Below are 12,750 nucleotides of genomic sequence, written 5' to 3'. Positions count from 1 at the left end.
ATTGTCCTGTCATCATGGCATCAAAACAGATCACTGTTGGGGTTGGAATTCCTATGATAGTGGTGGGTTTTTTGATGGCATTACTATGGGCTCCTTTTGAAGGTGAAATGCAAAATACCGTAGAATTTGTTGGTAGTCTTATTGGAATTCTTGGAGTAGTATTTTTCATATCTGGACTATTCTATGCAAAAGAACCAGTCTTGCAATAGAACTCATTGAATAAATAATCAACCAGATTATCTTTTCCATGAATGTAAGAATCTTTGAAATATTCACCTCAGTTGAGGGCGAAGGCATCCTTTATGGAACAAAGACCATGTTTGTTAGACTGGCAGGATGTCCATTCACTTGCTTTTACTGTGATACCAAAGAATCACTTCCTATGGATTCGGGAGTAGAATACTCTATTTCTGATGCATGCAAGATGATTGATGAGCAACTAAAAGAACACACTTACAAAGTAAACTTCACAGGTGGAGATCCGTTGGTACAGCATGAAGCAGTTGCCGAGCTTGCAAAGCACATCCAATCAAAACGTATTCTCACATATTTGGAATCATCATGTTTTGATGCAAAAAAATTTCAACATGTTTTACCATACATGGATTTCATAAAAATTGAATTTAAAACCAAAGAATCAGATTTTGTCGATTCTAAACATTATCCAACTCTCTTAGATAATGCATTTGAGTGTCTTAGAACAGCCGTTAATTCAAAAAAGAAGACATACATCAAAATTGTAGTTAGCTCAAAGACCACAAAAGAAACAATTTCAGAACTATCAAAGCGAATTTTCTCTACAATTTCAAAGGATGATATCTCTGGATTTATCATTCAACCTACCTATGGAATTTCCGAACCAACCTTAGAACAGCTTTTAGCATTTTATGATGTAGTGGTACCTTACTATGATGAAGTAAGAGTTGTTCCTCAATTACATAAAATCATTGGGGCACCATGACAACATTTGGGAATCCTTCAAATAGTAGATGAATCGTCTGAAAATATCGAAATGGACGAAGAACGAGTTCACAAACTAGTAAGAGAGCTTATCATCGAACTAGGAGAAGATCCCACAAGAGAGGGATTACGTGAGACTCCTAGAAGAATTGCAAACATGTACAAAGAAATCTTTTCAGGATATGACTCTGATTCAGAATTATCTGTACAATTTTCTGAAGACTCTGACGTAGTTGTTGCAAAAGATATCCAGTTTTACTCTATGTGTGAACACCACATGTTACCATTTTTTGGTAAAGTCCACATTGCATATTCTCCAAATGGACGAGTATTTGGAATTTCAAAACTGGTTAGATTAGTGGAGAAGTTCTCAAAGAGACTCCAAATTCAAGAACGCCTTACAAAAAATATTGCAGATGAACTACATGCCCAGGGTGTAAAAGGAGTAGTTGTAGTCGCCGAAGCCGAGCACCTATGCATGAAGATGAGAGGAGTCAAAAATGATGCAAGAATGACAACTAGTGCATTCAGAGGAATTTACGAAAACAAGGATGAGCGAGAATCTGTCGTTGCCATGATCAGAAAGCGGTCTTCTGAACAATTTTAGATCTGATTAAACATTAAATACCGAGTTATTAAGACGAGTTTTGTGGGCGTACACAATAACATTCACATTCCAAAAGAATCTTGGCCACACTGGATTTGGTATGCTATTGAATTTGCAATCGTTTTAGCAATCTCAATGTTAGTTGCAAGAGAAATTACTGATCCTATGCTGGGTGACATTGCAGCTCTTGTAGGTCAAAGTGCGGCCCTAGAGTCTTGGGAAGGAATTACAGTTCACTCTAAAGATTTTGTTAATCTTGCACCAGAAATAAGAGGCCAGGTTGAATCAATGGCTAATTGGATATTTTATTCAATAGTAGCTGGAATTTTCCTTGGATGGTATATTGTCATTAGGGGATTCATCCTCAAAAAGAAAATTCTTGATAACAAATACTAGAGATATACTGTCTGGTCTGTAACTCCAGCTGTAGCAAAAGCAACTTTTCTGTTGTTACATGATTCACATTTTCCACAATGAAACTTTTTACTCTCATAACAGCTCCATGTTTTAAAAATATCTAACCCAAGATTTTTCTGACCAATTTTTATTAAATCACTTTTTGATAGTCCTGCTCTGTATGGAGACCAAACTTCTAGTGGTTTTCGTATCTTCTTCTTAATCCCATCTATTTCGCCCTCATTAAAAGCAGATTCAATTTTTTTAGCAAAAGAGGGTCTGCAATCAGGATAGTTAGTATCTCCTTTATGCGCACCGTATGCTACAAGGGATGCTCCTAGAGTATATGCCCATGCAGAGGCAATTGATAAGAAAACTGCATTTCTAATTGGCACTACAATAGAATATTCAAATTTTTGAGGAATTTTTCTTTTTGAATCTGTAAGAACATTTGTTTTACCATAAAGATCCCTCATAAATCCAATATTGACTATTTTATGTTCCTTAAAACCAAGAGATTTTGAAAATTTTTTTGCAATTTTAATCTCTTGATCTGCACGCTGTCCATAGGAAAACGTAATCCCATACAATTGAAAATTTGGTTTTAGATGAACAGCAGTACACACTGAATCAATTCCGCCACTAAAGATCACAACAGCCTTTTTCATTTCAAATAACTATCGAGTTTTAGGACCCATACTTGGTTTGCATACAACTGTCTTACATTCAAGTTTGGCTGTTCTAAAACCTCTTTCCATAGCAGCACTGATTTTTTTAACATTATTTGATTTGGATGTAAAAGCAATCACTGATGGCCCTGCTCCGCTGATTGTTACGCCAAATGCACCTGCATCAAGTGCCAATTTCTTTACCTTTGAAAATCCTGGAATCATATGTTGTCTTGCAGGCTCTACAATTACATCCTGAATTGAAGTTCCAATTAATTTTGAATCTCTTAAAAGAAATCCTGAAACTATAGCAGATGCATTTGAAAGATTTTTGATAGAATCTTTTAGGTCAACCTTTTTTGGAATTACACTTCTTGAAACTTTGGTTTTTTTTGCAGGAACATCAAGTTTAGGAATCGCAACACAACAAACTAGATCTTTTGGAGGGTTTATTCTTATGACATTTAGCGGATTAGTCCTCACAATCACAAATCCACCAAGAACCGATGCTGCAACATTATCATAATGAATTGAACCTGCACTTGCTTTTTCACCCATACCAGCATATTCCACCAAGGCATTACCGTCTAATTTTAGATTGAATAATTTATCAAAGGCGATTGCAGTTGCAGCAGCTGATGCTGCACTACTACCCATCCCAAAACCTGCAGGCACACCCTTTTTGATTTTAATCTCCAATCCTCCTTTGGTTCTAAATTTTTTCATCATGTATTTGGCAACTAACCCTGCAGTGTTGCTCTCTACATTCAAAGGGATAGAGTCTGAGCTGATAATTTTAATTCCATTCTTTATTTTTGTTAGAGTGATCTCATCATAAAATGCATCAAGTGCCAAGCCAAATACATCAAATCCTGGCCCAAGATTTGCAGTTGATGATGGTGCTTTTACTGATACCCTGTTCAATTAATCTTCAATCTCCTCTCCAAGATTTATCATTCTACTTAACGAGCTTTCTAAATTAACCATTCCTTCACCAGTTACATTTGATATTGGGATAATACCTTGAGCAAAACCTCCTAAATTCAAACCTCGTAAAATGTTTGATGCAAGAGTATACGTTTCGCCATCTGTTTCAGATGCAATAGCATTTTCTAATGAACTCAAATTGGATGTCCACTTTAGAATGTCTTTTATCTTTTCACCAATCAAATCGATTTTTGTCAATGCATTAACTGTTGGTAGTCCCAATCGTAATCTTATCGATGTTGACAAAAGAGCAATTGAAACAAAATTAATTGGTGTTGTAACTAATGCTCCATCATACAAGAATACTGAGATCTTTTCATCCTCTGTAAGATTTTGAACAAGAAATGGACCACTCGAGCGGTATGCAAATAACTCAATTTGTCCCGGTGTATCAACAATCAAGTAATCAGGATTGACATTATCGATTTCTAGCTTGATATCATCAATCTTTGATGCTATCAAATCGTTTGCCATAATCATTGCGCCATTTGGTCCTAGATCATATTTTTTCATAATTGAAACGATATCTACATGATCTCTCACATCAATATCACAACTATATGGTAGACTTGCGACACCTGGATCTAAATTAAGTACTGCTGCAAATGCTCCATTTTTTGTATAGTATTCATTAATTTTAGATGTAAGCAGGGATTTTCCAGAACCAGCTGTGCCTGCAATAAAAATTGACTTCAATCCTTCGCGATATTGTCTATTATTCGCTTATATTTGAATCCATAAAAATTCCATTAATGAATTGGAGAATAATTGCAATCCCTGCAAGTATGATTCCAATAATCATAATTGCTATCCAGTTTGACATTCAACTTGATGATATCTTTTCCATGGGTGTTGTGCCCTTTGTTGGAGCAGTAGCAGCGATTTTTATCAAACTTGGACTACAAGGAATAAAGTTTAGCTATATTACGCGAAATTATCTTGGAAAGATTGACTCCATATGGAAGATGACTGGAGTCAGAATTGGAAGCGAATTTATCAAATTTACAACCCCCATGTTTGTTGGTGCAGAGTTTGTTGTCATCTATTGGTTACACAAAAAAGGAGTTTCACCATCAAAGGCATCTTGGATTGCCATCATGGATATTGTAACCGAAGTATTAGCTGGAGGAATTTTATCAATCATGGCAGGAGTTATTGCATTAATTCATGGGGCTTATGTTGTAGCAACAATTGTTTTGATTACTAGTATCTTTGTAACGACATTATGGCTAGTTTTATTCTTTCTTTCATCAAAAAAGACATTCCAAGTACCACAATCTCTCTCAAATCTTGTTATAAGATTTGGTAAAGAAAAAGGAGCAAAATACATTCAACAATCAAACATGTGGATGGAAGAAGTATGTACAATGAGTAGAAAAAATCTCAGAACTAAAGAATCAAAGAAAGTTTTTGTTAACGGACTTTTGCTATCATTACTTTCCTGGATTTTCTATGGAATCTCATTTATGATTATAGCTCATGGTACTGGATTTTTCATTAACGTATTTGATTCTGTGATGGCTGTAATGGCTGCAAATGCTATCGGAAACTTGCCAATAACAGTTGGGGGTTCAGGATTGGCAGAATTTGGAATTGTCGCATATCTAAACAACTTGGATCCGTTTAATTTTGAAATTTCAGAAAATAGCATAGAATGGAATGCAGTGATTGGGTGGCGTATTGCAACCTATTATGTTCCAATAGCAGTAACGTGGATTCTTTTAGTAAAGCTGGCACTTAGTAAATATACAAAACCTGAAATAAAATAGAAAGCACTTTATTTTTGGAAATTTGAATTAAAAAAATGAATTTCACAAACAAAACTGTTCTCATTACTGGCGCATCAAGTGGAATTGGTGAAGCATCTGCCATAGAATTTTCAAAAAAAGGTGCATCAATTATACTGGTTTCAAGAGATAAAGCAAAATTAGAACTAGTCTCAAAAAAGCTTGAGCAGTTTAAGAATAAAGTATTGGTTTATCCATGTGATGTTTCAGAAAAGTCCGAAGTTGAATCAATGTCCAAGTATGTTTTAGAAAAATTTGACCATATCGACATACTTGTAAACAATGCAGGATTTGCAATCTATGGTTCTGTTTCTGATTTATCTATTGAAGAAATAGAATCTCAAATGAAAACAAATTATTTTGGCATGGTTTATTGCATCAAAAATTTTCTTCCTTCTATGATTAAACAAAGATCTGGACACATTGTCAATGTAGCATCTGTTGCAGCAAGCTTTGGTCTTCCAGGAATAGCATCATACTGCGCATCAAAATTTGCAATGCTTGGATTCTCAGAGGGATTAAAACATGAGCTAAAGAATACTGGTGTTGGAGTTACCGTTGTTAGCCCAATCATGGTTAGAACAAATTTCTTTGATCATCCGTCATTTGAAACAATGCCAAAGTATTCTCCTACTTCGCTTTCTGCAAAAACTGTAGCAAGGGCAGTTGTAAGGGCTTCATCATCCTCACGATTAGAGATTATTGTACCATCTATTGTACGAGCAGCGGTATGGGCAAAACATACTATCCCCTATGCAATTAATCCTATAATTGGTTCAGCATTTAAGAAACAACTAGATTCAATGAAAAAATGAGTTACTCTTCTGAATCATCAGATGATTCTGGAGAACCAACATCCAATAGCTCAAGACTGTTGAGATTAAACTGATAGATTGCATTCATCTCAATCTCTTTTTCTTTCTGCAAAAATTCTACCACTTTTTTACTAAGTGGTGCCTTTAGCATGTCAAATTTGAATTCATAGACAACTCCCTTCTCCAAGTCTGAAGTCTTTAGCTTTTTTGGCAGATCCATTGTTACAATATGTCTGCCATCTTCAACTGGATCATACAGCTGAGTATCCATCTTGCCATCTTTATCATAAATCTCTAAAATGTATCCTGTTCTTGTCTGTGGAGATGGTTTTTCAAATTTTGCATTCTGAATCTCATCAGTGACCCACTTTGGAATGTCTTCCTTCTTTTTTACCATATTAGATCACACTAAAGACGCTGTTTTTCTTTTTTACTTTTTTGCCACCACTCTTGATAGTCATACTGTCTATCTGCTTTGGTGTACTCTTTCTGGTTTAGTCTAGCTCTGATATCTCCAACCTGCTCTCGTGTTGCATAAAGACCACATTTTGGACACACAAAGTGTTTAGTTCTTGTATCCATCTTCATGGGAAATTCTATTGTTTCAAATAATTTGTTTAATTCATCTCTGTTTCTTTCTTCTTCGAGAGTATCATCTTCATATTTTTGCTGGATCTTTTTTTTCTCCCGTGCTGTACATTCTGGACAATTTACCAATGTTGACTTGACCTAATGTTTTCCATAAAAGCGTTCCCAAATTCTTCGATCAATGTTGAATAAAACAGCATCTGGTACGCGGATTATGTCTTCATCCCTTGCGGTCAGTTCGCCCATCGAAATACCGCGTACCAGATAACATTGATTATTCTAAAATGGTATTATTTCTTCTTTTCAAGAAATTCTGAAACTATCAATGCGGTGTTTTTTGCACCATTTCCATCAAAGTTTTGTGAAAATTCGGCAAGATTTTCTTCATACAACGAATAAGCTGATTTTATTTTTTTAATTGCAGAAATTACTTGTTTGGTACTCTTTGCTAAAACTCCTAACTTCTTCTCTTGAGCCCACGCAAGTTGGTTTGTATGCTCATCATAAATTGGCATGCCGATAATTGGTTTTGATTTTTCTCCCAAAATCTCACCCATAACTGTGTGAGAGCCGTTAATCACAGCATACCTGCATTTCTCCAAGATGGAATCTTTTTCTTGCTCTGAAAGAAAACCAACATCAATTTGAATCCAATCTATCTTTTTTTCTAATGCTTCGGTAATTCCATACTTTTTTCCATCTTGTCCCAAAACTGAATCAATTGAAGGATCATTTGTTGCATGAGAAATTATTCTACGCTCATTTCTCATCTCATTATCAGAAAAGACCTGATTATATCTTTGACCAGTGCCTTCATTAGTTGATTTGTTTCCTGTTCTCATCCAATAACCAAATTCTTTATCAACAATTAATTTCTCAAGATCACTTTTTGGTGTAGATTCTAAATTTTTTTCTGCAGTAAAATTTCCAACATAGATTACTTTTTCTTTGACTTTTTCAGGGAAATTCAGATTATACTCACACATTGTGTATGGAGGAGATGAGTCTGCGACAAGAATCTTAGTAGCCTTTGCAATCTGTTTTGCAACAAAAACTAGTGATGGATAAAAATAAAATCTTGATTTCCATAATCTTGGCATAAATTGATTTGTGACAAATAAACTGGGGATATTTCTGTTATATGCTAGAACATTAGACCCCATGTCTCCATCATTAATTACTAGATCAAACTTTTCTGTATCGTATAACCGACGTTCTTCCTTTAGATAGCTTGAAATCTGTTTGATAAGAGGAGGATTTTTTGAAATTGGCAGTGCTACATTTAACATAGATAGAGAAAGACTTGGACCCATCTTTCCATCAATGGGAGTTGGCATCAAAATCTCATGAATCTGTTCTCTTTTATCAGGAAATTTTTCTACTAGCTTTTCATAGATTGGAGATTTTGTAGAAAAGTGAATCTGATAGTCATCAACAAAATCTGGTAAGACTTTGTTTAGTCTCATCATTCTTGAATAATGACCATTACCCCACGGATAGATGAATTCGCCTATCTTCTTCATATGCTAAAAACAAATCAAGCCGTTTAAATTTTCAATGCTCTAAACCAAGCGAATCAAGAATATCATGAATGTTATTTGCGCCTAGTTTGATAGAGATCTTTTGTTTGGATTTTATTGCATCCTGTACTATTTTTTGTACATTGATTCTTTTCTCTTGGAGCTTGATTTTTTGAAGCCTTTGAATATTTGATAGAAACTTGGTAATCCCTATTTGTCTTGCAGTTTTGAGGATATCCTCATCAAGACCGCCTAGAGGAGTAATCGGTATGATAGAATTTTTAAACACTTTTTGTTGTAACTCATCGGAGAATTTTACTGGAAAAATTAACGGTGTAATTGGTAGAGAAACATGTGTAATCTTTTCTGTTTTAGAGATCTCAATTGCTATTTGTGTTATAACATCTACAAAATGCAAATAATTTTCAAGATCGGTTGGAAGAGGTAAAAACTCTAACTCTATCTTTGATTGTAAAGTGAATGGTAAAATTTGATTTAGAATCTTTATTAGATTTTGAAGTTCTGATTCATCTCTATAACAAATGATTAATTTTACTGTAAATCCTTCTTTGATTGTTTCAATTACGTTTAATGCAGATAATTCATCATATATGCAACAAAGAACTTGTTCATTGTGAAAATCATTAGGAATTCCATTAAGACCTTGATCAACAAAAATGCATGTATATGCATTTGATTTTGTCAGATATGTATACAATAACTTGTCATGCTTAGTTTCTGTTCCAGGTTTTATTCCAAGATTAGTTGTACTCTCAATAATTTTTCCTGTAGCTGCAATCTCAACATCCTTTGGTAGATAACCTTTGGGACTTCCTTCAACCTTTACTAAAAACTTCTCTCCTTTGAGAATTAAATTTTTCCCAATTTTATTTATCTGAGAAATAACTAAATCAAATTCATTCTCAATTTTGTTTGCTATAGCTACTTGGTTAATGCCAAATAATGTATTGATGGTTGAGGAAGCAATTACTGGATCATCAGCTTTTACTACTATTACATCATCATCGACTGTAATACTCTCAAATTTTAGATTACGAATCTTTAGAATTTTTTTAATATTTGATATCAGTGTCTTTGTTTTATTTTTTCCAAATATTGATGGAAATACTATAACAAATACCTCATTTTCCATTTTTCTTTTTTATTTCCAGTTGTTTATAATTCAGGATCGTAAATTACCTCGTAATCATTATAAAACTAACCAAGTCATGATAAATTGTGACTAAATTTACTCAAAAAGAACTTGATGAGCTAAACTCTACAATTAATTCCGCTCAAGATGCTCTAAAATGGGCTTCAGACAATCTACATCCAAGAATCGCAAAGGCATCTAGCTTTGGAGCAGAAGATGCTGCAATCACTGATATGATGATAAAAGTTAATCCGGAATTTCGATTCTTTACACTTGATACAGGAAGATTACCACAGGCAACATATGACATAATGGATGATGTCAGAAAAAAGTATGGCATAAAGTTTGAAGTCTTATTTCCTGATACAATAGAAGTGCAACAGATGGTTCACGAAAAAGGAATGAATCTATTTTATGATTCTGTAGAGAATAGAAAATTATGCTGTGAAATTAGAAAGGTGCATCCAACAAATAAGATGCTTAAAACACTCGATGGATGGATAACCGGATTACGAAGAGATCAGACATCAAATAGAAATGAGGCAAAGATGTTTGAGATTGATACTCAACATGATGATATACTCAAAATTAATCCAATAATTAATTGGACTTGGGATCAAGTCTGGAAATACATCAAAGAAAATAATGTACCATACAACAAGTTACTTGATAAGGGATATCCGAGCATTGGATGTGAACCCTGTACCAGAGCTATCAAAGATGGCGAAGATTTAAGAGCTGGAAGATGGTGGTGGGAAAATGAAGGCCACAAAGAATGTGGACTGCATATAGATTACAAAAAATAGAAAAATGACTCAGGAAATTTCTGGAATAAAACCCCACGGTGGGAAGCTCATAAACCGTGAGACAAACAAAGATCCTACTGGATTATTCTCTATTACTATCAGTGAGGATCTTGCAAATGATGTGGAAAATATTGCAGACGGAATTTTTAGCCCTTTGGAAGGATTTCTGGGTCAAGCTGACTTTGAAAGTGTTATCACAAAGGGGAGACTAACAAATGATCTAGCTTGGACTATACCAACTGTACTAGACGTTGATGATTCCACTGCAAAGAAAATGAAAGATGCTGGTGATGTCTTGTTAAAGAATCCAGATGGAACTGGCGTTGCAATACTACATGTAGAGGAGACATTTTCCTATGACAAAGAAAAGACATCACAAGGTGTCTATGGGACAAATGACTCAAAGCATCCAGGTGTTGCAAAAACAAATTCTATGGATGATACACTTGTAGGCGGAAAGATAGATTTCATTAAAAGACCTCAGGAATCAGAAATTAGAAAATATAGAATGACTCCAAAGCAGACTAGAGAGGCATTTGCAGCTGCTGGCTGGAAGACAATAGTTGCATTTCAAACTAGAAATCCCCCACATGTTGCTCATGAGATGCTCCAAAAGACTTCCATTACAACTAGAGACGGAGTATTTGTTAACCCATTAATTGGAAAGAAAAAGTCTGGTGACTTTGTTGATGAAGTTATTGTAAAATGCTATGAAACCATGATTGCAAATTATTATCCACAAAATAGATGTAAGCTTGCAACACTACATACAGAAATGAAGTATGCTGGCCCAAAAGAAGCAATACACCATGCAATAATGCGACAAAACTATGGCTGTACTCATATCATAATAGGTCGAGATCATGCAGGAGTTGGCAATTATTATGATCCCTTTGCAGCTCAAAAAATCTTTGGAGACTATCCAGAACTTGAGATTGCTCCCGTGTTCTTTCCTGCCTTCTTTTATTGCAAAAAGTGTCTTACCTTTACAAATCAGAAAGCATGCCCGCATGATGATTCCTCCAAAGAACAGATTAGTGGAACTCAACTACGTGAGATGATCCAAAACGGTCAGGCACCAAATGAATTTATTCTTAGACCTGAAGTTTCAAAAGTTATTCTCAACTATGATAAACCATTTGTTGACTAGATATTTATTCGCGCACTATCAAAGTTTAACGTGAAGCAAGTAATAGTTATTCTGGTATTAGCACTATTCATTGTTACACCAGCCTTTGCTCAAGAACAAAAAAATCCGTCACTAAAGATTAATCTAATTGAAATCCCTGCAGAAGAATTTAATCGAGTTGCACGAGATACACAAATTGTTGAGCTTGAAGATACTCATGCAATAAGCTGGCAAGTAACCATTGATAACAATCTACTTTATGCAAATCCAAATGGAAACGGTGTACTGCGATTCTATGATGAACAAAACTCTGAAAAATTTATTGAGATTGGTATGGGCAGTCCTACTGAACACAAATTTTGGGTTGCAGTACAACTACCTGAAGATGAAGGATACGTAGTTGTACATAACAAGTTAGAGCGTGGATGGTTTCCATCTGCAAAGACTATCGTGTCATATACTGATAGGGCAGGTATGACAGTAAACAATGGAGAGAGAATTGAGGTCAGTAACCTAGATGTTGGAGTATTTGCAATAAAGTCATACTCTGTATTTGGAATGGAGAACTCTGCAAATCCTCCTGCAGTAAACTCTGGAAACATGATAGTAGAGTTTCTATCAGGCGATCCATCACAGAATGTATTTGCATTGTTTCCGTTTTATGTGACTGCAGCTGTTGGTCTTTTGGCAGGAGTATTGTTTCTAACTAAGCGACGCTCTTCTTAATTTTGTAATAGCTACAACTTCTCTTTATCTTGCAAACATTACACATTGGTGATATTGGCTTGCAAATGTTTTGTCCATACATTACAAAGGTGTCATTAATTTCTAGCCAAAACTTTTTTGGAATTTTCTCCATTAATTCCATCTCTGTTTCTTCTGGAGTTTTTGTTTTTACTAATCCTAGCCTGTTTGATATTCTATGTACATGAATGTCAACTGGAATGGCTGGTTTTTCAAATGCGTAAACTAGTACACAGTTTGCAGTCTTTCTACCAACACCTGGGAGTGCAACTAGATCATCTAGCATGTCGGGAACTTTACCTTTGTATTTTGAATTAATTATGGTTGCAACTTCAATGATACGTTTAGCTTTTACATGATAGAATCCAATTGGTTTGATTATTTTTTCTACATCTTTGAGTTTTGCATTTGCTAATGTTTTTGCATCTTTGTATCTTTTGAATAACTCTTTAACAACCTTAGTTGTACTTTCATCCTTTGTTCGTGCAGAAAGAATTGTTCCTATTAATATGCTAAAAGGACCACCAGTCTCTGCTTCGTGTAATTCTCTTAGTGCTGTCATACGTGGTGGCTTGACAGAGTTCATTGTA

The 12,750-nt window shown here is 34.9% G+C and carries 17 protein-coding genes; 9 read left to right on the top strand and 8 right to left on the bottom strand.

Annotation, left to right across the window (positions count from 1 at the left end; genetic code table 11):
- The first annotated feature begins 14 nt into the window (after positions 1–14).
- From DWQ18_00175 to DWQ18_00160, 4 genes are read left to right on the top strand one after another with little or no spacing between them, the layout of a single operon-like run.
- Entirely contained in the window at positions 15–209 is a 195-nt protein-coding gene (locus DWQ18_00175; protein RDJ34407.1) for a hypothetical protein, read from the top strand.
- Between the two features lie 38 nt (positions 210–247).
- The gene (locus DWQ18_00170; protein ID RDJ34406.1) at positions 248–961 is read left to right on the top strand and encodes a 7-carboxy-7-deazaguanine synthase QueE; all 714 of its coding nucleotides are present in this window, start codon (positions 248–250) and stop codon (positions 959–961) included.
- A gap of 51 nt (positions 962–1,012) precedes the next feature.
- A complete protein-coding gene (gene folE, locus DWQ18_00165; protein ID RDJ34651.1) occupies positions 1,013–1,567 on the top strand; it encodes a GTP cyclohydrolase I FolE in 555 nt (184 codons plus the stop codon).
- 42 nt (positions 1,568–1,609) lie between these two features.
- Entirely contained in the window at positions 1,610–1,963 is a 354-nt protein-coding gene (locus DWQ18_00160; GenBank protein ID RDJ34405.1) for a hypothetical protein, read from the top strand.
- Here the strand turns inward: DWQ18_00160 and DWQ18_00155 are convergent.
- From DWQ18_00155 to DWQ18_00145, 3 genes are read right to left on the bottom strand one after another with little or no spacing between them, the layout of a single operon-like run.
- Positions 1,960–2,631, bottom strand: coding sequence for a 7-cyano-7-deazaguanine synthase (locus tag DWQ18_00155; protein ID RDJ34404.1), 672 nt, complete (start codon positions 2,629–2,631; stop codon positions 1,960–1,962). The two genes, DWQ18_00160 and DWQ18_00155, sit on opposite strands and share 4 nt — an antisense overlap.
- Before the next feature lie 9 nt (positions 2,632–2,640).
- Positions 2,641–3,555, bottom strand: a complete 915-nt coding sequence (locus tag DWQ18_00150; protein ID RDJ34403.1) for a homoserine kinase — start codon at positions 3,553–3,555, stop codon at positions 2,641–2,643.
- Positions 3,556–4,314, bottom strand: a complete 759-nt coding sequence (locus tag DWQ18_00145) for a GTPase (protein ID RDJ34402.1) — start codon at positions 4,312–4,314, stop codon at positions 3,556–3,558.
- 56 nt (positions 4,315–4,370) lie between these two features.
- Between DWQ18_00145 and DWQ18_00140 the strand changes: the two genes are divergently transcribed.
- Both DWQ18_00140 and DWQ18_00135 read left to right on the top strand, forming a co-directional pair.
- Positions 4,371–5,387, top strand: coding sequence for a UPF0104 family protein (locus DWQ18_00140; GenBank protein ID RDJ34401.1), 1,017 nt, complete (start codon positions 4,371–4,373; stop codon positions 5,385–5,387).
- Positions 5,388–5,422: 35 nt separating this feature from the next.
- Positions 5,423–6,220 carry an SDR family NAD(P)-dependent oxidoreductase gene (locus DWQ18_00135; GenBank protein ID RDJ34400.1) on the top strand — a complete coding sequence of 266 codons (798 nt, stop codon included), beginning with the start codon at positions 5,423–5,425 and terminating at the stop codon, positions 6,218–6,220.
- A gap of 1 nt (position 6,221) precedes the next feature.
- On the opposite strand, the gene DWQ18_00130 is transcribed toward DWQ18_00135, so the two are convergent.
- From DWQ18_00130 to DWQ18_00115, 4 genes are all read right to left on the bottom strand, one after another.
- Positions 6,222–6,617 (bottom strand): hypothetical protein, encoded by a 396-nt coding sequence (locus tag DWQ18_00130; GenBank protein RDJ34399.1) that lies wholly within the window; start codon positions 6,615–6,617, stop codon positions 6,222–6,224.
- 11 nt (positions 6,618–6,628) lie between these two features.
- On the bottom strand, positions 6,629–6,937 hold the full coding sequence (locus tag DWQ18_00125; protein ID RDJ34398.1) for a hypothetical protein: 309 nt from the start codon (positions 6,935–6,937) through the stop codon (positions 6,629–6,631).
- A gap of 161 nt (positions 6,938–7,098) precedes the next feature.
- Positions 7,099–8,331, bottom strand: coding sequence for a glycosyltransferase (locus tag DWQ18_00120; GenBank protein RDJ34397.1), 1,233 nt, complete (start codon positions 8,329–8,331; stop codon positions 7,099–7,101).
- Positions 8,332–8,362: 31 nt separating this feature from the next.
- The gene (locus DWQ18_00115; protein RDJ34396.1) at positions 8,363–9,481 is read right to left on the bottom strand and encodes a thiamine biosynthesis protein; all 1,119 of its coding nucleotides are present in this window, start codon (positions 9,479–9,481) and stop codon (positions 8,363–8,365) included.
- 86 nt (positions 9,482–9,567) lie between these two features.
- Between DWQ18_00115 and DWQ18_00110 the strand changes: the two genes are divergently transcribed.
- The 3 genes from DWQ18_00110 to DWQ18_00100 are packed head-to-tail and all read left to right on the top strand — an operon-like array spanning position 9,568 to position 12,142.
- Positions 9,568–10,287, top strand: coding sequence for a phosphoadenylyl-sulfate reductase (locus DWQ18_00110; protein RDJ34395.1), 720 nt, complete (start codon positions 9,568–9,570; stop codon positions 10,285–10,287).
- 4 nt (positions 10,288–10,291) lie between these two features.
- Positions 10,292–11,437, top strand: a complete 1,146-nt coding sequence (gene sat, locus DWQ18_00105) for a sulfate adenylyltransferase (GenBank protein RDJ34394.1) — start codon at positions 10,292–10,294, stop codon at positions 11,435–11,437.
- Positions 11,438–11,467: 30 nt separating this feature from the next.
- The gene (locus tag DWQ18_00100) at positions 11,468–12,142 is read left to right on the top strand and encodes a hypothetical protein (protein ID RDJ34393.1); all 675 of its coding nucleotides are present in this window, start codon (positions 11,468–11,470) and stop codon (positions 12,140–12,142) included.
- Here DWQ18_00100 and DWQ18_00095 read toward each other — a convergent pair.
- Complete coding sequence (locus tag DWQ18_00095; GenBank protein ID RDJ34650.1) at positions 12,123–12,746, bottom strand: endonuclease III; 624 nt, start codon at positions 12,744–12,746, stop codon at positions 12,123–12,125. The genes DWQ18_00100 and DWQ18_00095 overlap by 20 nt on opposite strands.
- Positions 12,747–12,750: the final 4 nt, after the last annotated feature.

The organism is Thermoproteota archaeon (assembly GCA_003352285.1).
Lineage (GTDB): Archaea > Thermoproteota > Nitrososphaeria > Nitrososphaerales > Nitrosopumilaceae > PXYB01.
The sequence above is the reverse complement of the archived record's forward strand: the minus strand, read 5'-3'. Positions and strand labels throughout refer to the sequence as shown.